Source organism: Hyphobacterium sp., assembly GCF_043584775.1.
Classification (GTDB): Bacteria; Pseudomonadota; Alphaproteobacteria; order Caulobacterales; family Maricaulaceae; genus Hyphobacterium.
Map to the genome: position 1 here is coordinate 1,094,736 of NZ_CP121327.1, position 19,456 is coordinate 1,114,191.

21 protein-coding genes are annotated in these 19,456 nt (G+C 60.1%); 15 read left to right on the top strand and 6 right to left on the bottom strand.

The window, feature by feature from the left end:
- Positions 1 to 27: 27 nt before the first annotated feature.
- From P0D52_RS05370 to P0D52_RS05385, 4 genes are all read left to right on the top strand, one after another.
- Complete coding sequence (locus tag P0D52_RS05370; protein WP_394694398.1) at positions 28 to 1,200, top strand: isovaleryl-CoA dehydrogenase; 1,173 nt, start codon at positions 28 to 30, stop codon at positions 1,198 to 1,200.
- A 59-nt stretch (positions 1,201 to 1,259) separates the two neighbouring features.
- The gene (locus P0D52_RS05375; RefSeq protein WP_394694399.1) at positions 1,260 to 1,628 is read left to right on the top strand and encodes a VOC family protein; all 369 of its coding nucleotides are present in this window, start codon (positions 1,260 to 1,262) and stop codon (positions 1,626 to 1,628) included.
- Positions 1,629 to 1,704: 76 nt separating this feature from the next.
- Entirely contained in the window at positions 1,705 to 2,169 is a 465-nt protein-coding gene (locus P0D52_RS05380; protein ID WP_394694400.1) for a hypothetical protein, read from the top strand.
- Positions 2,166 to 2,885 carry a flavodoxin family protein gene (locus P0D52_RS05385; RefSeq protein WP_394694401.1) on the top strand — a complete coding sequence of 240 codons (720 nt, stop codon included), beginning with the start codon at positions 2,166 to 2,168 and terminating at the stop codon, positions 2,883 to 2,885. The genes P0D52_RS05380 and P0D52_RS05385 overlap by 4 nt, the downstream gene beginning before the upstream one ends.
- On the opposite strand, the gene P0D52_RS05390 is transcribed toward P0D52_RS05385, so the two are convergent.
- The 5 genes from P0D52_RS05390 to P0D52_RS05410 all read right to left on the bottom strand — a co-directional run bounded on the left by P0D52_RS05390 (position 2,886) and on the right by P0D52_RS05410 (position 8,456).
- Positions 2,886 to 4,616 carry a patatin-like phospholipase family protein gene (locus tag P0D52_RS05390; RefSeq protein WP_394694402.1) on the bottom strand — a complete coding sequence of 577 codons (1,731 nt, stop codon included), beginning with the start codon at positions 4,614 to 4,616 and terminating at the stop codon, positions 2,886 to 2,888.
- A gap of 49 nt (positions 4,617 to 4,665) precedes the next feature.
- Complete coding sequence (locus P0D52_RS05395; protein ID WP_394694403.1) at positions 4,666 to 6,270, bottom strand: hypothetical protein; 1,605 nt, start codon at positions 6,268 to 6,270, stop codon at positions 4,666 to 4,668.
- 112 nt (positions 6,271 to 6,382) lie between these two features.
- Positions 6,383 to 6,748 (bottom strand): GFA family protein, encoded by a 366-nt coding sequence (locus P0D52_RS05400; protein ID WP_394694404.1) that lies wholly within the window; start codon positions 6,746 to 6,748, stop codon positions 6,383 to 6,385.
- On the bottom strand, positions 6,745 to 7,581 hold the full coding sequence (locus tag P0D52_RS05405; protein WP_394694405.1) for an enoyl-CoA hydratase-related protein: 837 nt from the start codon (positions 7,579 to 7,581) through the stop codon (positions 6,745 to 6,747). Before P0D52_RS05405 ends, P0D52_RS05400 begins: the two co-directional genes overlap by 4 nt.
- A 71-nt stretch (positions 7,582 to 7,652) precedes the next feature.
- Entirely contained in the window at positions 7,653 to 8,456 is an 804-nt protein-coding gene (locus P0D52_RS05410) for a DUF5694 domain-containing protein (RefSeq protein ID WP_394694406.1), read from the bottom strand.
- 121 nt (positions 8,457 to 8,577) lie between these two features.
- Here P0D52_RS05410 and P0D52_RS05415 point away from each other — a divergent pair, with 121 nt between their 5' ends.
- From P0D52_RS05415 to P0D52_RS05460, 10 genes are all read left to right on the top strand, one after another.
- Complete coding sequence (locus tag P0D52_RS05415; RefSeq protein WP_394694407.1) at positions 8,578 to 10,185, top strand: carboxyl transferase domain-containing protein; 1,608 nt, start codon at positions 8,578 to 8,580, stop codon at positions 10,183 to 10,185.
- A 111-nt stretch (positions 10,186 to 10,296) separates the two neighbouring features.
- The gene (locus P0D52_RS05420; protein ID WP_394694408.1) at positions 10,297 to 10,857 is read left to right on the top strand and encodes an SOUL family heme-binding protein; all 561 of its coding nucleotides are present in this window, start codon (positions 10,297 to 10,299) and stop codon (positions 10,855 to 10,857) included.
- A gap of 153 nt (positions 10,858 to 11,010) precedes the next feature.
- Positions 11,011 to 11,403 carry a hypothetical protein gene (locus P0D52_RS05425; protein WP_394694409.1) on the top strand — a complete coding sequence of 131 codons (393 nt, stop codon included), beginning with the start codon at positions 11,011 to 11,013 and terminating at the stop codon, positions 11,401 to 11,403.
- A 68-nt stretch (positions 11,404 to 11,471) separates the two neighbouring features.
- Complete coding sequence (locus tag P0D52_RS05430; RefSeq protein WP_394694410.1) at positions 11,472 to 11,840, top strand: VOC family protein; 369 nt, start codon at positions 11,472 to 11,474, stop codon at positions 11,838 to 11,840.
- Positions 11,841 to 11,871: 31 nt separating this feature from the next.
- Positions 11,872 to 12,669, top strand: a complete 798-nt coding sequence (locus tag P0D52_RS05435) for an enoyl-CoA hydratase-related protein (protein WP_394694411.1) — start codon at positions 11,872 to 11,874, stop codon at positions 12,667 to 12,669.
- 72 nt (positions 12,670 to 12,741) lie between these two features.
- Entirely contained in the window at positions 12,742 to 13,539 is a 798-nt protein-coding gene (locus P0D52_RS05440) for a DUF817 domain-containing protein (RefSeq protein WP_394694412.1), read from the top strand.
- Position 13,540: 1 nt separating this feature from the next.
- A complete protein-coding gene (locus tag P0D52_RS05445) occupies positions 13,541 to 15,496 on the top strand; it encodes a biotin carboxylase N-terminal domain-containing protein (RefSeq protein WP_394694413.1) in 1,956 nt (651 codons plus the stop codon).
- A 169-nt stretch (positions 15,497 to 15,665) separates the two neighbouring features.
- A complete protein-coding gene (locus tag P0D52_RS05450; RefSeq protein ID WP_394694414.1) occupies positions 15,666 to 16,616 on the top strand; it encodes a hypothetical protein in 951 nt (316 codons plus the stop codon).
- 74 nt (positions 16,617 to 16,690) lie between these two features.
- The gene (locus P0D52_RS05455; protein ID WP_394694415.1) at positions 16,691 to 17,416 is read left to right on the top strand and encodes a hypothetical protein; all 726 of its coding nucleotides are present in this window, start codon (positions 16,691 to 16,693) and stop codon (positions 17,414 to 17,416) included.
- A gap of 37 nt (positions 17,417 to 17,453) precedes the next feature.
- Positions 17,454 to 17,891 (top strand): DUF1489 family protein, encoded by a 438-nt coding sequence (locus P0D52_RS05460; protein ID WP_394694416.1) that lies wholly within the window; start codon positions 17,454 to 17,456, stop codon positions 17,889 to 17,891.
- Between the two features lies 1 nt (position 17,892).
- Here the strand turns inward: P0D52_RS05460 and panC are convergent, their stop codons facing one another.
- Positions 17,893 to 18,759, bottom strand: a complete 867-nt coding sequence (panC, locus tag P0D52_RS05465) for a pantoate--beta-alanine ligase (RefSeq protein ID WP_394694417.1) — start codon at positions 18,757 to 18,759, stop codon at positions 17,893 to 17,895.
- 114 nt (positions 18,760 to 18,873) lie between these two features.
- On the opposite strand from panC, the gene P0D52_RS05470 reads away from it, so the two are divergent.
- Positions 18,874 to 19,377 (top strand): SPOR domain-containing protein, encoded by a 504-nt coding sequence (locus P0D52_RS05470; protein WP_394694418.1) that lies wholly within the window; start codon positions 18,874 to 18,876, stop codon positions 19,375 to 19,377.
- Positions 19,378 to 19,456: the final 79 nt, after the last annotated feature.

Genomic DNA, 19,456 nt, shown 5'->3' on the forward strand with positions numbered 1-19,456 from the left:
GCGGGGGTTTGATCCAAATCCCCGTTCATGATCCCGAACCAATATCCTTCCATGAATTTCGACCTTGGCGACACGGCCGAAATGATCCGCGATACCGTCCGCAGCTTTGCTTCGGATGAGCTGGCGCCGCGCGCCGCCGAGATTGATGCCACTGACACCTTCCCCGCAGACATGTGGAAGAAGATGGGCGATCTGGGCCTTCTTGGCATAACCGTCGAGGAAGAGTGGGGCGGCAGCGGGCTGGGCTATGTCGAGCATTGTATCGCGATGGAAGAAATCTCCCGCGCCTCGGCATCTGTGGGCCTGTCCTATGGCGCGCACTCCAATCTTTGCGTGAACCAGGTGCGGCGCTGGGCGAATGACGAACAGAAGGCAAAGTATCTGCCCAAGCTGATTTCCGGCGAACATGTCGGTGCGTTGGCCATGTCGGAGCCGGGTGCCGGATCGGACGTTGTCGGCATGCGGCTCAAGGCCGAGAAGAAGGGCGATCACTATGTCCTCAACGGGTCGAAGATGTGGATCACCAACGGGCCGTCTGCCGACCTTATCGTGGTCTATGCCAAGACGGATCCGGGTGCGAATTCGCGGGGCATCACCGCCTTCCTGATTGAAAAGGGCATGAAGGGTTTCTCCATTGCGCAGAAGCTCGACAAGCTCGGCATGCGCGGTTCGGAAACCGGCGAGCTGGTCTTTGAAGACTGCGAAGTGCCGGAAGAAAACATCATGGGTCCGCTGAATGGCGGCGTGACTGTTCTGATGAGTGGTCTGGACTATGAGCGCGCTGTGCTGGCGGCCGGGCCTATCGGCATCATGCAGGCCTGTATGGATGTGGTTCTGCCCTATGTGCACGAACGCAAGCAGTTCAATCGCGAAATCGGCTCCTTCCAGCTGGTGCAGGGCAAGCTGGCCGACATGTATGTGCGCATGAATGCTTCGCGCGCCTATGTCTATGAAGTCGCGAAGATCTGCGATCGCGGCGAGAAGGCGCGCAAGGATGCCGCCGGTGCCATCCTCTTTGCAGCAGAGGCCGCCACTCAGACCGCGCTTGATGCGATTCAGCTGCTCGGCGGCAATGGCTATATCAACGAATATCCGACGGGCCGCCTGCTGCGCGACGCCAAGCTCTACGAGATCGGCGCCGGCACCAGCGAGATCCGGCGCTGGCTGATTGGCCGCGAGCTGTTTGACGAAAGCGTATAGTTAGAAACTGCCCAATGCCCTGATCTTCTGATAACGTCCTCGCAAGAGGGAGGACGATCATGGCGAAAATTACAGGGTTGGGCGGCGTATTTCATGTGGTCAAAGATCCGGCGGCGACACGCGCCTGGTACAAGGAATATCTTGGCCTGGAGGGCGAATACGGGCCCATGCTGCGCTGGTCTGAGGAGACGGGCGATGCGCCCTACAGTCTGGTCAGCCATTTCACCGACGCCAAATATCTTGAGCCGAGCGACAAGCCCTACATGATCAATTTCCGGGTCGATGACCTTGATGGATTTATCGAGACGCTCAAGGCCAGGGGACTCGAAATCCTTGGCTATTCGGATGAAGGCTATGGCAAGTTTGCCTGGATCATGGATTGCGACGGGGTGAAGCTGGAGCTGTGGCAACAGGTCGACGCGCCTTGATCTGCCGCCGCCTTCGGTCAAACTGGCCGATTTGATCCTGTCTGTTAGACTGGGAGTCTATTCAGGGAGGCAAATCATGAAAGCGATCCTATTGGCTGGCGCATCGACACTGCTGGTGGCGTGTTCAGCGGGCGATGATCCCGGTGGTAATGTCGAACCGGCCGAGGCGGATTCCGCCATGGCAGCCGACCAGAGTGAAATGGCGAATGAGACGATGGATGAAGAGGCCATGGATGGCCGCTCCATCGATGGCCGCTGGGGCATTCAGTATGAAGCCTGTAGCGAGGACAATGTCTCCGGCGACGGCGTGATTGTGATTTCGCGCTATGACATCATCATGGGCATGGATGCGTGTTCCATTGCCGGTGTGACAGAGACGGACGGCGTCTATCAGATCAATGGCATGTGCGAGGGCATGGATGGCGCTTATGAGCAGACCTTCCATTTTTCGACGCCGCAGGACGGCGTTCTGCGCTGGGATAATCGCGAGTTTGACCGGGTTGAGGACTATGTGATTTGCGGTGACGGAGGCATGGATTGACCGATTATTCCGGGCTGAAAGCCCTCTTCATCGGCTGCACGCTGAAAAAGTCGCCTGAAACGTCCCACACCGAATTGTTGATGGCGAATGCCCGCGCGATCATGGACAAGCAGGGCGTTTCGACGGACCTCATTCGCCTCGTCGATCATGATGTCGCCTTTGGTGTCTATCCCGACATGACACAGAAGGGCTGGAGACAGGATGACTGGCCGGCGCTCTGGGAGCGCGTGAGGGCTGCGGACATCCTGGTGGTCGGCACGCCGATCTGGCTGGGGGAGGAAAGTTCGGTCTGCCGGATGCTGATCGAGCGCCTTTATGCCCAGTCGGGTCAGACCAATGACAAGGGGCAATATGTCTTCTACGGCAAGGCCGGGGGCTGTGTCGTGACCGGCAATGAAGACGGTATCAAGCACGTCTCCATGAGTGTGCTCTATGCGCTCCAGCATATCGGCTACACCATTCCGCCACAGGCCGATTGCGGCTGGATTGGCGAGGCCGGACCGGGGCCGAGCTATGGCGATGAAAAGGACGATGGCGAAGGCTATGTCGGCTTTGAGAACGAATTCACAAAGCGCAACACCACCGTCATGGCCTGGAATCTGATGCACATGGCAGCCATGCTGAAACAGGCGGGCGGCCTTCCGGCGACCGGCAATTCGCGCACGGCCTGGGATGACGGCGCACGCTTTGATCACCCCAATCCGGAATACCGTTAGCTAGAGGCCGAAGGCGTCGAGTTCATCGCGGCTGAGTTCCGACATCGCAAATTCGACGGCGCGGCGGCCGGAGTCGATGGTTTCCTCAAACAGCTTCCATTGCCGCAAATCCGTGTCGGTGTCGGGCAGGACCAGCAAGTCGACCGCTTCGCGGAAAGCCTGATGCTGGCCGACCATGACGCCCGCCGTCGCTGAACGCATCAGCAAAGATGCAATCGGCGGCAATTCATTCAGACCATGCCGGCGGACCCATCCGAAAAACCCGGGTGGGTCCTCGAAATCGGAGGGATTGACGCCTTTCGCGCGGGTGACGTCGCTGCCGGCGCTGACGCCGCGATGAAAGGCTTTCATCTGCTCGGACGGGAAGTTTGTGAAAACCGCCCCGTCGACCAGCACGTTCTCGCCGTCAATGACCGGCGGCAAAATGCCAGGAATGGCAATGGAGGCGCGCAGAGCATCGCGCAAGCGCCCGCGCCGATGAATGAAGGGCCGACCGTTGGACAGGTTTGAAGAAACACAGAAGAAAGGCCGGGACATGTCGGAGATCTCGACATCGCCGAAATGCTCTTCCAGCCTTTCGTCGACCCGGTGTCCGCGCGACAACGAAATCACCGGTAATTGCCAATCGCCCAGCGGATTGGAAGCGACAAAGGCTTCGCGTACGCGTTCAACCAGCTCCTCCTGGCTCCATTCCAGCGCCACACCTGCGGCTATGACGGCTCCCATGGAGGCCCCGCCAATGAAATCAAATTGCATTCCGGCTTTACGGAAGGCATCGACGGCGCCGATGTGGGCATAGGCGCGCGCGCCGCCGCCGGACAGAACCAGACCGACGGACTTGCCCGCGAGCGTGCGGGCCAGACGAGCGAGATCATCATGGCGTTCCTGCCGCCAGTGGAAGACACGGGCGGCTTCTGCGGCATCCGCCCATTCCTGCGGCCGGGAGGCGGGGCTGTTGCCGCCATCATGCACCAGCACAATGTCGAGCAGTTTCAGGCGGGCTGCGGGTGAGGGATCATCGGGCAAGAGCGGCGTTGACGGCCGCGCATCGCCCCTGGCGAGCAGCCAGACCCGGTCCGCGCGGCCCATGGCCCGGCGAGCCCAATTGCTGTCGCCCAGTTTGGCGGTCAGCAGAACAACGTGGTGGTCGCGCTCGAACGCATCCAGCTTCGGGCCCTGCCAGTCTGCCGCCTCATCCCCTATGATGGCGCAAGTGACGCCGATGCGGGCGAGGGCGGTCTGGAGTTCCTTTGCCCGGAAATCGAGATCGATGGTTGGAGAGCAAGACACCAGCGCGAAGACTTTGGGTTCCGATCCATCCCGTTGCGGTCCGGATCTGAGCCGCCGCAGCATCATCTTCGACAATTCCCGCATCAGTGACGGGTGCTTGTCAGCCAGCCGCTCGAATGATGCTGTTGGCAGGCGGACGATTTCACTGTCGCGCATGGCATAAACGCTGGCCGAATGCGGGCGTTCTTCCAACATGGACATTTCGCCGACGGGCTCGCCCGCGCGAATATAACCCAGCAAATTCGGACGGCCCATCGCGCCGTCGCGGAAAGCGGCAAGCGCGCCGGACCGCAAGAGATAGAAAGCATCCGAAGGCTCGCCTTCGGCAAAAAGCATGTGCCCGGCCGGCAGGCAGAACCATTCGACCTCGTGCTCAACCGCCTTCAGCGCGGCTTTGCCGACGTCGTCAAAAAACCCGAGAAAGGACAGATTCAGATCCATCGCTCCTTATTGCGCGGAGCCTGCCTTCCGCACAAGCCAGAAGCGCTGATCAGGCCTTCACGAGCAACAGGCTGAAGCCTGATCGTTCTGCCGGAACGTCATCCTGAACGAACATGATCATTTGCCCGCCGGACGGAATGGGCCCGTCTGCGGCCACGTCAATGGCGGTAAAGCCTCCAAAAGCGTTGCCATTAAACGGAACACCGCAATTGGTACGGTTCGCAAATGTCAAATTCAGCGCAAAAAGGTTGAGTGTCTCGTCGGGTTGAGTCAGGCCGCCAGAATACTGGCATCCAGTAAATCCGGATATTCTGAAGCGGCCGTTGGCGACATTTCCGGATGCATCCATCGTCATATCACCCACCACCTGATTGCCGGAAACCACCAGCCAATTGCCTGCCAGGTCCGCCAAGGCGGTCTGACGCCGGTTCAGATTACCCAGCCAGACGCCGCGGACGCGCCCGGATTGGTCAATCGTGGTGAATTCGCTGTCATTGGGCAGGTTGCTCCCATTATACCGGCCGGTCATTCCGAGTTCGGGATTGAGATTGAGGGTCCAGTCAACGGTTCTGACGCTGGATCCAACGCTCAAATGGAGGAGCGACGCATCGCTGACGATCCGGTTGTTCTCGATGGGCGTGTTCCGGGTGCCTGAGAGCCATTCGGTGTGCCCGCCACCAAAAATACCGCCTCTGCCCCAGAGGAAAGTGCGGCCGTCCGGAAAGATGGCGGCAATACCTGAGTCCAGCCGCTCCTCGGCTCCACCGCGAACGCCCTGAGGCTCCTGATAGAAGGTCCCGTAAATCCCGGCGGCCTGAGTGGGATTTTCTGGCGCAGGGCTGGTAAGTGCGGCGCTCGTCAATCCGACCGGCCGGCCCGTTGACGTCGCGGAAAGCACAAGGCGGACGCGGATAATGTCGGGATAGAAGGGGATATTGGTCCGGCTATTGCCCCGTGCGAATACCGCAAATGTTCGGACCTGATTGGCACCGAAGTTGACTGTCAGCGAACTGGCGCGCGCGCCGATACATTGAGCGGACGCATCTGTTTCGCAGACTTCGAATGTGGCCAAGCCTGGGAATGTTCCCAGTGATTGGGGCGTGATCAAAACCTGCCCGGCAACACCGATATTGACGGCGGCCACAGCCATGACGCCAGCGCCGCCCATACGGTTGAGACGAATGACGCCGTCGCCGGATGGCGTCGCGCTGATGGCGACGATATCAGGGATTTGAACACCGCTTTCGATGGCCAGAGTGCCACTCAGATAGGGTGTGTATTGAGACTCGCGCTCATCACAGCTGATGCGCCCGTCGACCAGACCGGCATAGGGATCGAACCCGGGTGTATAGCTCAAGAGGAAGCCTTGCGTGGCGCCCGGCTGGATATTGACCGGTGTATTCGGACTGCCCGTCAGCTGGTTGTTGGCATCGACGGTCTGATAGCCAAAATTTGCAGCCGGGAAATTACCCGGAATGGGCCGGCAATTGGTCAGCGTTTCGCTGCCCGAATTGATCGCGGAGGCGAAATAGGTGACGGCCGGACCATTGGTAACGCTCGTACGAGCTTCTGGCGCGATGGAGGTGAAGAGCTGGGCGTGGGCGGTGGTTGCGAGCAGACCGGTGACCAACAGGGCGCAGAATGTTCTCATCATGAAGCTTCCCGAACAAATTTCGCTGAGAGCGGGCCCCTAGCATGTTGTATGCCACCGGCCAACGGGGTTCGCATCTGCGTTGCATAGTCGCCCCCGTTTTCGGGTCATGTGACTATGCGTCCAGATAGGTCCAGCTATCGGCACCGTCGAACAGGCGCACCGGAATTGATTCAGGGATCGGGTCATTTGTTGTTGCGAAATTCAGCTTCATCTGCCGTGGCGTGATGTGATCCAGGCTTTCCCAATGCGTGGTGCAGCCGCAAACTCCGCAGGAGACAAAGGCTTGGGTCCTGTCGCCATGGACATAGCGGATCACCTTGTCTGTCTGGTAGTCAATCTGTGTTGTTTCCAGGTTGGTGCGCCCCCAAAGTGCCGCGCTCTTCCGGCAATAGCTGCAATTGCATTTTGTCAGCCATTCGGGCAGGGCCGCCGTTTCCCATCCGATATTCCCGCAATGGCAACTGCCGCGAACACTCACGAACGGCCCATGCGTTTGACCGGCGTCAGGGGCGTGAAATGGCCGGCGCGCTTTTCGGCCCGGGCCGTCATGGCTTCGCCAATGTCTTCCGTGGTCCACAAGGCAGCTTGCAGCGTCATGGCATGTTGCAGGCTGTCCGCAACGGAATGATCGCGGGCATAGAGGAAGGATCTCTTTGTGCCGGAAATGGTGAGCGGCGCTTTTGATGCGATTGTTGAAGCGATGCGGTCCACATATTCGCGAAGCGAGTCCGCATCGTCCAGCACCGCATTGTAAAGGCCAAGTTTTTCGGCGCGCTCGGGCGTCAGATTTTCGCCGGTATATGCCAGTTCGCGCGCGACGCCGTCGGGGATCAGCTTGGGCAGACGCTGCAAGGTGCCGACATCGGCGAACATGCCGATATTGGTTTCCTCGATCCTGAGCCAGGCATCCTGCGTGCCAAAGCGCAGGTCGCAAGCGCAGATCATGTCGACGCCGCCACCCACGCAGGGCCCCTGGATGCTGGCGATGACCGGAAAGCGCGCGGTCTCGAAGGCGGTGAAGCTGTCCTGCAGGGCCAGCGCCGCCGTCATGAAGGCTTCGCGATGCGAGGATGTGTCCGTCGCCAGCGCGTTCGGGTTGGTGAAGACCGAAATGTCCATACCGGCGGTAAAGACCGGTCCCTCGGCCTCAAGGATCAGAACGCGGGTCTGACCCTCATCGGAGAGTTTGCCCACCGCATCGGGCAATTCTGCCCAGAATTCCGGTGTCATGGAATTGCGCTTGTCCGGACGGTTCAGCGTGATCCGTGCAATCGGCCCGTCCTGTGTGACGGCAAAACTGGAATAGGTCATGAAAAAGGCTCCCCGGTATGTCCCGGAGAGCCTTCCTTCAAGCGGCGCCGGGCGCAAGCCCGGAGTGCGACTTATTCCGTCGGCAGGTAATCCAGCGTGTCGACCCATTCGAATTCGGCGGCGTCCTGGAAGAACTGATCCAGCAGGAATTTGTGGCCGGAACCGTAGATGACCAGAATCCGGTCGCCCGGCTCCGATATCTGCGCGATCTGCGCGAAGATGTGGAGGTTGCGGCCCCACCAGCCCGCCATTTCATCGGCGCCAGCCGGGTTTTCGACCGATCCCATCTGCGCAAGCGTCAGATAGACGTTATGCTCCGCCAGAAATTCCGGCGTGTTGTACACGCGCAAGCGCTGGGCAATGAGCACGTCCGGGCGATTGAGTTCCGCTTCCAGCGCTTCGATATCCGTGCGCAAGCGCGGCAGGCGGCCTAGAAGTCCGGTCTGACCGTTTTCTTCCGCAGCGCCCATCATGGCCTGAAAATCCATTCCATTCTGATAGTCAGCGGCATATAGCCGGTCATGGCCGAGCCGAGCGGCCAGCCGCATGCCGATCTGCTGACGCTCATTCACGGTCAGTTCGTGTTCGCCCGCCAGATATCGCTGATAGGCGGCGTTGAAGCGATCTTCCGCTTCCGGAACCAGTTCGACGACAATGCGCGTTGGTTCGAAAGTGGCGAGGCTTTCCACAAGCGCTTCGATTTCGGCCTGGCGCGCGGGCGCAAGATAGTCATCCACCTGGCCCTGGACATAGTCACTGCCCCCACCGGTGAAGTGGAACGTACCCAGTACCATGACTTGCGGGCGCTCATCCTGCGCAAAGGCGGTGAGCGGTGTAGCAGCGGCCAGCAGGACAGCGGCAAGAAGGCGTTTCATCATCATTCTCCCGTTTGGTTCGATCGTGTGATGCATGCCGCCCTTGAACTGGATGCACGCATGGCATTGCGCCGGAGGCCGCACCCGGCTTAATTGGCTCCAATCAATGCGGGGCGTTTTCATGAGCCGACTGACATCTGCAGCCGATCCGAATTCCGAAGCTTTCAAGGCCAATCGGGAGGCCATGCTCGGCCTTGTCGATCAATTGCGCGGGAAAACCGCCGAGGCTGCGGAAGGTGGATCCGAGCGTTCCCGCGAAAAGCATTTGTCGCGTGGCAAGCTGCTTCCGCGTGACCGCGTGGAGCGTCTGCTGGATCCGGGCTCACCGTTTCTGGAAGTTGGCGCGTTGGCGGCCAATGGCATGTATGAAGGCAATGTCCATGGCGCGGGGATGATTGCCGGCATCGGCCGCGTCTCTGGCCGCGAAGTGATGATTGTCTGCAATGATCCGACTATCAAGGGCGGTGCCTATTATCCGATGACGGTGAAGAAGCATTTGCGGGCGCAAGAAATCGCCATGCAGAACCGTCTGCCTTGTGTCTATCTGGTCGATAGCGGCGGTGCGAACCTGCCGCACCAGTCAGAAGTATTTCCCGATCGCGAGCATTTTGGCCGGATTTTCTTTAATCAGGCGCAGATGTCGGCGGCGGGTATTCCGCAGATCGCTTCGGTGATGGGGTCGTGCACGGCGGGCGGTGCCTATGTGCCGGCCATGTCGGACGAGACCATAATTGTGCGCAAGCAGGGCACGATCTTTCTCGGCGGACCGCCTCTGGTGAAAGCGGCCACGGGCGAGGTGATCTCGGCCGAGGATCTCGGCGGTGCGGATGTGCATGCGCGCCAGTCCGGCGTCGCCGATCATTACGCCATGGATGACGAGCATGCGCTCTTTCTGGCGCGGCGAATTGTCGGCACGCTGAATACGACCAAGACCTCGACTCAGGATGTGTCCGAGCCGGTCGAGCCGGCCTATGATCCGGACGAGTTGAACGGCGTGGTGCCGATGGATCTCAGAACCCCCTATGATGTGCGCGAAGTCATCGCCCGCATCGTCGATGGGTCGGAGTTCGACGAGTTCAAGAAACTTTATGGCGAGACGCTGGTCTGCGGTTTTGCGCGCCTGCACGGCATGCCCGTTGGCATCATTGCCAATAATGGCATCCTGTTTTCCGAAAGCGCCCAGAAAGGCGCGCATTTCATCGAATTGTGCGCGCAACGGAAAATCCCGCTGCTGTTCTTGCAGAATATCACCGGTTTCATGGTCGGCTCGAAATACGAAGCGGGCGGCATTGCCAAAGACGGTGCCAAACTGGTGACGGCGGTGTCCTGTTTTGCCGGGCCGAAAGTGACGATCATCATTGGCGGGTCCTATGGCGCGGGCAATTACGGCATGTGTGGCCGGGCGTATTCTCCGCGCTTCCTGTTCATGTGGCCCAATGCCCGCATCTCGGTGATGGGCGGCGAACAGGCCGCCAGCGTGCTCGCCACCGTCAAGCGCGACGGCATGGAGGCGAGGGGAGAAGACTGGTCTTCCGAAGAGGAGGACAGCTTCAAACAGCCGATCCGCGATCTCTATGAAAAGGAAGGCTCTCCCTATTTCTCGACGGCGCGGCTCTGGGATGATGGCATCATTGCTCCGGCGGATACGCGGCGCGTTCTGGCGCTATCGCTTTCCGCCGCGATGAATGCGCCCTTCCCGGACACCAGGTTCGGCGTTTTCAGGATGTAGTCATCCAATTCGCGTGCGCGAGCGTATGACCTTGTATGAAAACGATACGAGGCCGCCATGCGCATTCTTGCTTTCTTGTCTGCCATATTTTCCCTCTCGGGAGGCCAGGCCATGGCCGCTGATGAGCCGAGCCACACCGTCCTGCGTAGTGAGGGCGATATCGAGGTCCGCGAATATGCGCCGATGATTGTTGCTGAAGTCGAGGTCAGCGGGTCGCGCGAAGAGGCCGGAAGCCGCGGTTTCAGGCCGCTGGCCGACTATATCTTCGGCAATAATGCGCCCCGGCAGTCCATCGAAATGACCGCTCCGGTGACGACCAGCAGGGGCCAGTCGATTGATATGACCGCACCTGTCACCTCCACCCCCTCCGGCGATGATCGCTGGACGGTGGCATTCATCATGCCGGAAGACTGGACGATGGAGACCTTGCCGCGCCCCAACAATCCGGCGGTGAATATCCGCGAAGTGGCGGCTCATCAAATGGCGGTGATCAAGTTCCGCGGGCGCCGCACCAGCGAGACAATTGGCCAGCACGAGGCCGAACTGACATCATGGATGGCCGCCAATGGCTATGAAGCGGCGGGCGCGCCCGTCTATGCCTCCTACAGCCCGCCCTGGACGCCGCTTCCGCTTCGCCGGCACGAGGTCCAGATTCCGATTGTCTCGCAATAAAGGCGGCATGGGCGGACAAGTGGTTGGAAAAATTTCCTTCCCCTGAGACGCGAGTGGGCTTGCCAGCGGTGTCTTTTCCTAAGAATGTTTTAACAAAGCGCCCTTTCTGGGGTAGTATGAGGGCGCGTGGGCGAAACCGAGGGGAATAACGCCATGGAATTTTTGGATACTGCACGCGGCTGGTTTGACCAGGGTTACGCGTTTTTCGAGCCTGGCCTTCTGACCTATGCCGGCAATGGTGAAGTGGTGAACTGGATGCCGCTGGCGATCCAGTTCGGCGTTATTGCCCTTGTCATGGCGATTCTGCTCCGGTCCGCCGGTGCAATTCTGATTTTCACCATCGTTGCCACCATCATCCACCTGATTGTGGACATTGTCATGCCGATGGTGCGCGGTGGCGGCATGGACGGTTTTGACTTCGGTGTCGTGGCCTCCAACGCAACCGAGATGAATTACTGGCTGTATGCGGGCGCGCTCGCGATTGCCTATTTCTTCGGCATCCTGATCCTGGGTGGGATCAAGGGCATGATTTTCCGCGGCGACTGACATCGCGGACAATCTGACTAGAAAGCCGCTGGCCCTCGGGTCGGCGGCTTTTTCTTTGCGGAGGTCCCATGACAGAACGGTTTTCGGTTCACCCGGTTTTACCGGTCACGGACATGAAACGCTCGCTGGCTTTCTGGCAAAGCCTGGGTTTTCAGATCGCCTTCGCTGATGAGGCTCCGCCGGAATCCGCCAGTTATGCGGGTGTGTCACGCGGTGACCAGACGCTGCATCTGCAGACCTTCACCGAAGAACAGCGCGGCTACACCCAGACCATGGCCTTGCGGCTGGAGACCGATGCGGTCGAGACACTCTATGCCGAATGGAAGGATATGGGGTTCATCACTTCGCCGCTCGCGGAAAAACCGTGGGGCAATTATGAATTCGGCTTCTATGATCCAGACAATACGCCGTTTTTCTTTTATCGCGAGACGCGTTAGACGAGAGACAAATCTGAACAGGAGTTTGCCCATGTCCGACCCACAACCCGTCCTTCTTGATGTCACCCCCGGTGAGCTGGCGGTCATCACGATCAATCGCCCGGACAAGAAGAACGCCTTTGATCGCGAAACGATCAACGCGCTGAGCGAGACATTCGATCTTCTGGCCAGGAATACGGATGAAGTGCGCGTCGTCATGTTGCGAGGGGCGGGCGATACGTTCTGTGCCGGTGGTGACCTCAACTGGATGAAGGATGCCGCGACCTATACGCGCGAGCAGAATATCGAGGATGCCGAAGCGCTGGCCGGCATGCTCTACAAGCTGTTCCATCTGCCGCAACTCACCATCGCTCTGGTCAAGGGGGCGGCGATGGGCGGCGGCTCCGGCCTTGTGGCTGCGTGTGACGTCGCCATTGCGGTCAAGGATACGAAATTCCGCTTTTCGGAAGTGAAGCTGGGCCTGACGCCGGCCACAATCTCGCCCTTTGTTGTGCGCGCCATCGGCCCGAAATGGGCAAAGGCGCTGTTTGCCACGGCAGAAGGCTTTGATGCGCAATTCGCCCATATGATCGGACTGGTTCAATATGTCGTCGATACCGCCGATGAGCTCGATGATATGGGCGAATATGTCGCCAAGCTCGGCTTTGGTGCGGCACCCGGTGCCATCGCGGATGCCAAGACGCTGGTTGATGATGTTGCCGGTCACAAGATTGATCACGGCCTGATGCATGATCTCGCCAAGCGGATTGCGCACCGTCGGGCCAGCGAAGAGGGGCAGGAGGGCCTCACCGCTTTCCTTGAAAAGCGCAAGCCGAGCTGGATGGAGTAATCCGCGCTGGAGGTTTTCCGAAATCCCCGTTCATGGCTGCATGCGCGCCGGGAGGCGTGGCGGACGGCCTATGTGCGCGGACCGGTCACGCAATTCCTGTTTGAATTCATTTCCTTCGGCATCAAGCAGGCATGGGCCTGCCTGTTTGGCGGGGCGATGGTGGCGCTCCTGCTCGGCACCTTCCTGTTCTATCCGGATGGAGCCCTTCTGCCGCGCTATGATTTCCTGACCCTGTCCGCCATCGCCATTCAGGCCGGTTTCCTGATCACCAAACTGGAAACATGGGAGGAGGCGCGGGTGATCCTCGTCTTTCACATCGTTGGCACCGTGATGGAAATCTTCAAGACGTCGGCCGGGTCCTGGATCTATCCGGAGGAGGCTTACTTGCGGATTCTGGGCGTGCCGCTGTTTTCCGGCTTCATGTATGCGTCTGTCGGTAGCTATATCGCGCGGGTCTGGCGGATTTTCGAATTCCGCTTCGACCGGTTTCCACCGCTCTGGCTGCAGGGTCTTCTGGCGCTGGCCATCTACATCAATTTCTTCACCCATCATTTCACCATCGATATCCGGTTGACGCTCTATGCGGCGACGCTGGCGATTTATGGCCCGTGCGTCATCTGGTTCCGGCCGGATGAAAAGCACCGCTTCATGCCGATGGTCGTTGGCCTGCTGCTGGTCGCGCTCTTTATCTGGTTTGCCGAGAATATCGGGACCTATGCACGCGCCTGGTCCTATCCGCATCAGGACGGCGTCAACTGGAGCCCGGTGTCTATTCAAAAGCTCGGATCGTGGTATCTCCTGATGATCATCAGTTTTGTGCTCGTCGCGGCAGTGCACCGCGCGGGACCGCCAAAAGCGGGAAAGGCCTGACATGTTCAAAACCCTCCTGATCGCCAATCGTGGTGAGATTGCCCGCCGGGTGATGCGCACGGCCAAGCGGATGGGTATCCGCACGGTGGCTGTCTATTCGGAAGCCGATGCCGAGGCGCCGCACGTCAAGGAAGCCGACGAGGGGGTTCTGCTGGGGCCGGCCCCCAGCTCGGAAAGCTATCTGCGGGCGGACAAGATCCTTGAGGCGGCCAAGCAGACCGGGGCAGACGCCATTCATCCCGGCTATGGCTTCCTGTCGGAGAATGCCGGATTTGCGCGCGCCTGCGCGGAAGCGGGTATCAAATTTGTCGGCCCGTCACCGGAATCAATCGAGGCGATGGGGCTGAAGGATCGCGCCAAGAAGCTGATGGAAGACGCCGGCGTGCCGGTGACGCCCGGCTATCACGGCGACAATCAGGATCCTGATCATCTGAAGAATGCCGCCGATGCCATCGGCTATCCCGTGCTGATCAAGGCGGTCGCGGGCGGTGGCGGCAAGGGCATGCGCAAGGTCGAGGCGTCCGGCGATTTCCTTGATGCGCTGGATAGCTGCAAGCGCGAAGCCAAGTCCTCGTTTTCCAATGACGAAGTGCTGATCGAGAAATTCATCGAGAATCCGCGCCATATCGAGGTGCAGGTCTTCGGGGATAGCCGGGGCCGCGTGATCCATTTGTTTGAGCGTGATTGCTCGCTGCAGCGTCGCCATCAGAAAGTCATCGAAGAGGCCCCCGCGCCGGGCATGACGCCGAATGTGCGTGCGGCCATGTGTTCAGCCGCGGTTCAGGCCGCCAAGGCCGTGAATTATGAAGGCGCGGGCACGGTCGAATTCATCGTCGATGGCTCGGGCGCACTGCGCGAGGACGGCTTCTTCTTCATGGAAATGAACACCCGCCTTCAGGTGGAACACCCGGTGACCGAGATGGTGACCGGGCTGGACCTGGTCGAGCTCCAGCTGCGGGTTGCTGCTGGCGGCTCCGTGCCAGAGCAGGATGAAATCCGCCTGAAGGGCCATGCCATTGAAGCGCGGCTTTATGCCGAGGACCCGGCGAACGGGTTTCTGCCGAGTATCGGGCGGCTGGACATACTCGACTTTCCGCGCGGCATAGACGGTGTGCGGGTGGACAGCGGGGTGGAGCGGGGCGGCGAAGTCTCGATGCACTATGATCCGATGATCTCGAAGATCATCGCTTTTGGTGCCAACAGGGATGCCGCCATCGAGCGCTCTCTGTCCGCATTGGCCAATACGCGGGTGTATCCGGTCAAGACCAATGGCGGATTTCTGGGAAATTGCCTGCGCGATGATGATTTTCAGGCCGCGCGGCTCTCAACCGGCCTGATCGCAGAGAAAGCCGATACGCTGATTCCGACCGGCGCGCCGAAACGTGACGCTGCGCTTGCGGCGCGCGCCTTTCTGGAGCGCGATCAGGTGGCAAATTCCAATGATCCCTGGGCTTTGAAAGACGGATTTCGCGCCAATGCAGACGCAAAGATCCGGCTACGTCTGGAATATGAAGGCGATGCCCTTGATGTCGCCTTGAATGCGGCCCCGGTCAAAGGGAAAACCATCAGCGCGAGCGTCGGTGACGACACCTTCATTCTGGACGGGATGGCCACGTCCGGCCGGATCGTTTCGGAGGCGGAAAGCGTCATCGTTTTCTCCGATGGCCGCGCGAGCCGGTTCAACCTGCCGCGCCCCGATGCCGCCGCCGACGGTGCTGAGGCCGGTGGCCTCGTGAAAGCGCCCATGCCCGGCAAGGTGTTGTCGCTGAATGTTGCCGAAGGCGATACCGTCACCAAGGGTCAGAAACTGCTCGTGCTGGAAGCCATGAAGATGGAGCACGCCCTGGCCGCCCCGCGCGATGGCGTGATTGCCTCGGTCTCGATTGCTGCCGGGGATCAGGTAGGGGAGGGCGATGCGCTTGTCACCCTGGCCGATGAGGACGAGGCGGCGGCCTGATTTCAATAAATTGCGTCATCGTCCGGCTTGACCGGACGACCTCGATGTCAAAGAGGCCCTCCGATCCCCCGCTTTCGCGAGGGCAGGCAAGTCGGAGGGTGACGGCGTATAGTATAGCCGGAATTGGCCCGATCCTTGCTCTCCTGAGAGGGGAATGATGGAGATGGCCATGAACGGGACAGGCGAAACCCAGAATACACAACGTGTTGTCACGGATTGGGGCAGTGACGCCCAATCCGGCTTCCGCAAAAAGGTGGTGGTCGGGCAGCACGATTTGCATCAGCGCCCGGAGTTTTCCGATGAAGCGCTGGCGGCGCTGATCGAACGGCATCCGCGCGATCTGACCGATTTCTGCACGATGGGCGATCTGGACGAGGGCGCCGATAGCTGGCGTGCGGGCGATCCGGGCGATCTGTCCGGCATGGAGATGCTGGAAGCGGTTCGCGCCGGCAAGCTGTGGATCAATCTGCGCGAAGCGATGTGCGTTGACCCGGTCTACCGGCCGCTCTTCGACCAGATGATGGCCGATATGAAACGCCTTAATCCCGGCTATCGCGCGCTGAATGCGGAAAGCGGAATCCTGATTTCATCGCCCACCGCTCAGGTGTTTATCCATTCCGATGTTTCGGAAACCATTCTCTGGCATGTACGCGGCAAGAAGCGCATTCGCATCTATCCGGCGACGGCGCCCTTCCTGACCGATGAGCGCATGGAAGCGATCCTGCATCTGGAGCAAACGGAAGACCTTCCGTTCGAACCCAGCTGGGATGATGAGTGCGAAGCGGTCGATCTGGAGCCGGGCATGTTCACCTCCTGGCCGCTGCACGGGCCGCACCGGGTTCAGAATCTTTCGGGCATGAATGTCTCGGTGACGATGGAGATCGTGACCCCGGAATCCATGCTGAAGAACGGTGTGCTTCATGCCAATGGCGTATTGCGCCGCCGGTTCGGCATGGACCCGAAATCGACCGAAGCAGCCGGTCCCGGCGCCTATATGAAGCTGGTCTTCTCCAAGATGGCCAAGAAGCTGTGGCGGCACACCAAGCCGATGCCGAAGAGTGAAACCACATTCGATATTGATGCGGATTCGCCCACCGGCTTCCGCGACCGCGCGGCATAAAGCTCTGGCGAAATAAATCTGGCAAGGCTATCCCTTTGCGCGGCGGGGCATCTGACGGGCAAAGGGATTTTTGCATGAGAATTATTGCTGCCGCTGCGGCTGCGCTGATCGTTTCAGCCGCTTCATATTCCGACACTTCCACCTATCCACAGCCTTTGGCCGACGCGCTGACACTGGGGTATGACGCCCCAGATGATGCCGTCTGGCGGTTTACCATGCGCGTGTCGATGAATGACGACGCCATGGAATTGCGGTTCGATGGCGCGCAGGCCGATGGTGAGGAATGGACGCTGATCTCGCCTGCCAGCCCGGATTCCCTTTCCGGAGAGCTGGCCGATATGTGGGTCGATATGAATACGCCGGATGATGACGATGACGGCGATGAAGGCCGGTCGATTTCGGTTGGCAGTGGCGGGGGCCTGTTTTTCACCTCCGAAACCGCGCGCATGATTGCCGGGAATGTCGAGCGGACATCCGGCGGCGGTTATACTTTCAGTCCTGATCTGGATCCGGAATCAGACGAGGCTGATGCCATGGCAGAGCATTTGTCGGGCGAATTGTCGCTGGCGAGTGCGGGCCATGTCGATCGTATCCGGATTTTCGCTCCGTCCAGTTTCAAGCCCAATCCGGCCGCGCGCGTCCATGAGTTTGAAATGGTCATGGACTTTCAACGCTTTGAAGGGCTTCCGGCCCCCGTCATGACCTCGATGTCAACGGTGGTGGATGTCAGTGCCCTGTTCCAGCGGCAGCAGCAAAGTGTGCGTTTCGATTTTTCCGATGTGGAATATGTCGAGCCGTGACTTGGCGGGCTAGGAGAAACGTCCTAGCTCTGACGTCATGACCTTGCATCTCCTCAAACTCTGCGTGGGTGTCGACAGTGTCGAGGACCTCGAGGCGTACCGCGCCCGCCGCTCGAAAGAGCAGGCGGCGCGGGGCGAGCCCCTGCACTCGGTGCATGTCACGCGAATGTTTCCCAAACAGGCTGAGAAATTGCTGAATGGCGGGTCGCTTTACTGGGTGATCAAACGGGTCATCCAGTGCCGCCAGCGCATTGTGTCGCTGGATGAGGTGATGGGCGAGGATGGTATCCGCCGCTGCGCGATTGTCATGGACCCGGAAATCATCCGGACGGCGCCAGCCGCGCGGCGGCCCTTCCAGGGCTGGCGTTATCTCAAGGCCGAGGAAGCGCCCATGGATATCAGCGATCCGGCGGCGGGGGGTGAAAGCCTGCCGCCCGATTTACGCCGCAAGCTGATCGAGATCGGCGCCTGGTAGGCTAGACCGCCGGCATATTGTCGATGAGCCGTGTTTTGCCGAGCCAGACCGCCGCGAGGACGCGCGCGGGCTGATGCGCCGGGCCGGGCGGCAGCGGGGCGAGCGTTTCGGCGCAACGCGCTTCAATATAATCGACCCGCTCAAAGGCATTGGCGGCTTTGGCGAGCGCCTTGCCCTGCGCAGTTTCCCAGTCAAATCCGGTCGAGAGATCATGCGCGAAGGCGGCGAGGATTTCGCTGAGGCTGGCGGCCACGCGCCGCTCGTCAGTCGACAGATAGGCATTACGCGAGGAGAGGGCGAGGCCATCGCGTTCGCGCAGCGTTGCGCCCGGAATGATCTCGATCGGCAGGTCCAGATCCCGGACCATGTGCCGGATCACCAGCAATTGCTGATAATCCTTCTCGCCAAAGACAGCGATGTCGGGCTGGACCCGATTGAAGAGCTTGGCCACCACGATGGCGACGCCCTGGAAGAAGTGCGGGCGAAAATCTGTTTCCAGACCCTGCGAGGGGCCGCCGATGGTGAGGCTCGCAGAAAACCCCTCCGGATACATGTCGGACGCTACGGGGGCATAGAGCAGATCACATCCCGCATGCGCCAGCTTCGCGGCGTCGGTTTCCAGTGTGCGGGGGTAGGCGTCAAAGTCCTCGCCGGGCGCAAATTGCGTCGGATTGACGAAAATGCTGGCCACGACCCGGTCAGCGTTTTCGCGGGCCTGCCGGATCAGGGACAAATGGCCTTCATGGAGCGCGCCCATGGTCGGCACAAAGCCGATTTTCAATTCCTGCCGCCGCCAATCGGCAACGGTTTGACGCAAAACGCCGAGTTCAGCGGTCGCGGGCAGGGGCAGGGCGGATAAATCACTCATAATGGGCGGATAATGCGGCTTGGCTCTGGACGCAAGCCATGCGACTCGCGCTACACACGAAACATGAACCGACATGGCCTCATCCTTCTGTTGGGATTTTCGCTCAGCGCCTGCATGACAACGCGGGACAGCGCGCCTTTGCCGTCGGCCACGCCGGTTGCGCAAACACCCAGCGCGCAGATGGCGGCGCGGCTTGCTGCCGATCTCGACCGCCGCGCGCGATACGATCCCGCAGCGCTGGATGCGGTCGAGGACGAGATGCGGACATTGGCCTTGCGGCTGGCGGCTCCGCCGGAACCCTTGCCCGAGCCCGACCCCGTTGCACCTGACCCCGAAGGCGGTCAGAGCCTGTTTCATGCCATTCATCTGGCGTCCTACCGCGTTGAGGAAAATGCGGTCGCAGGCTGGCAATCGCTGCAAGTGCTTTTCCCGGACCTTCTGGGGACTCGGACCGCGCGGGTGGAGGAGGCCGATCTGGGTTCGCGCGGCATCTTCCTGCGCCTCAAGGCCGGTCCGTATGATACCGATGCCGAGGCCCGTGCGGCATGCCGCGAGGTTGAAGCGGCGGGTGGATGGTGCGCCGTGACTGATTTTACGGGCCGGGCTCTGGGCCGGTAATAATTCTCACAAATCGAATCAGTTGTTAGGCATGGCACCGGACTTGCTCTATAAGGGGTAAGAGTTCGTCCTTACATCC

What these genes read in the sequence shown, in the direction of transcription:
- P0D52_RS05460 (WP_394694416.1), top strand. Translation starts at nt 17,454, where the DNA reads ATGACCTTGCATCTCCTCAAACTCTGCGTGGGTGTCGACAGTGTCGAG.
- P0D52_RS05380 (WP_394694400.1), top strand. Translation starts at nt 1,705, where the DNA reads ATGAAAGCGATCCTATTGGCTGGCGCATCGACACTGCTGGTGGCGTGT.
- P0D52_RS05455 (WP_394694415.1), top strand. Translation starts at nt 16,691, where the DNA reads ATGAGAATTATTGCTGCCGCTGCGGCTGCGCTGATCGTTTCAGCCGCT.
- P0D52_RS05415 (WP_394694407.1), top strand. Translation starts at nt 8,578, where the DNA reads ATGAGCCGACTGACATCTGCAGCCGATCCGAATTCCGAAGCTTTCAAG.
- P0D52_RS05445 (WP_394694413.1), top strand. Translation starts at nt 13,541, where the DNA reads ATGTTCAAAACCCTCCTGATCGCCAATCGTGGTGAGATTGCCCGCCGG.
- P0D52_RS05370 (WP_394694398.1), top strand. Translation starts at nt 28, where the DNA reads ATGATCCCGAACCAATATCCTTCCATGAATTTCGACCTTGGCGACACG.
- P0D52_RS05425 (WP_394694409.1), top strand. Translation starts at nt 11,011, where the DNA reads ATGGAATTTTTGGATACTGCACGCGGCTGGTTTGACCAGGGTTACGCG.
- P0D52_RS05470 (WP_394694418.1), top strand. Translation starts at nt 18,874, where the DNA reads ATGACAACGCGGGACAGCGCGCCTTTGCCGTCGGCCACGCCGGTTGCG.
- P0D52_RS05450 (WP_394694414.1), top strand. Translation starts at nt 15,666, where the DNA reads ATGAACGGGACAGGCGAAACCCAGAATACACAACGTGTTGTCACGGAT.
- panC (WP_394694417.1), bottom strand. Translation starts at nt 18,759, where the DNA reads ATGAGTGATTTATCCGCCCTGCCCCTGCCCGCGACCGCTGAACTCGGC.
- P0D52_RS05405 (WP_394694405.1), bottom strand. Translation starts at nt 7,581, where the DNA reads ATGACCTATTCCAGTTTTGCCGTCACACAGGACGGGCCGATTGCACGG.
- P0D52_RS05410 (WP_394694406.1), bottom strand. Translation starts at nt 8,456, where the DNA reads ATGAAACGCCTTCTTGCCGCTGTCCTGCTGGCCGCTGCTACACCGCTC.
- P0D52_RS05435 (WP_394694411.1), top strand. Translation starts at nt 11,872, where the DNA reads ATGTCCGACCCACAACCCGTCCTTCTTGATGTCACCCCCGGTGAGCTG.
- P0D52_RS05420 (WP_394694408.1), top strand. Translation starts at nt 10,297, where the DNA reads ATGGCCGCTGATGAGCCGAGCCACACCGTCCTGCGTAGTGAGGGCGAT.
- P0D52_RS05390 (WP_394694402.1), bottom strand. Translation starts at nt 4,616, where the DNA reads ATGGATCTGAATCTGTCCTTTCTCGGGTTTTTTGACGACGTCGGCAAA.
- P0D52_RS05395 (WP_394694403.1), bottom strand. Translation starts at nt 6,270, where the DNA reads ATGATGAGAACATTCTGCGCCCTGTTGGTCACCGGTCTGCTCGCAACC.
- P0D52_RS05375 (WP_394694399.1), top strand. Translation starts at nt 1,260, where the DNA reads ATGGCGAAAATTACAGGGTTGGGCGGCGTATTTCATGTGGTCAAAGAT.
- P0D52_RS05430 (WP_394694410.1), top strand. Translation starts at nt 11,472, where the DNA reads ATGACAGAACGGTTTTCGGTTCACCCGGTTTTACCGGTCACGGACATG.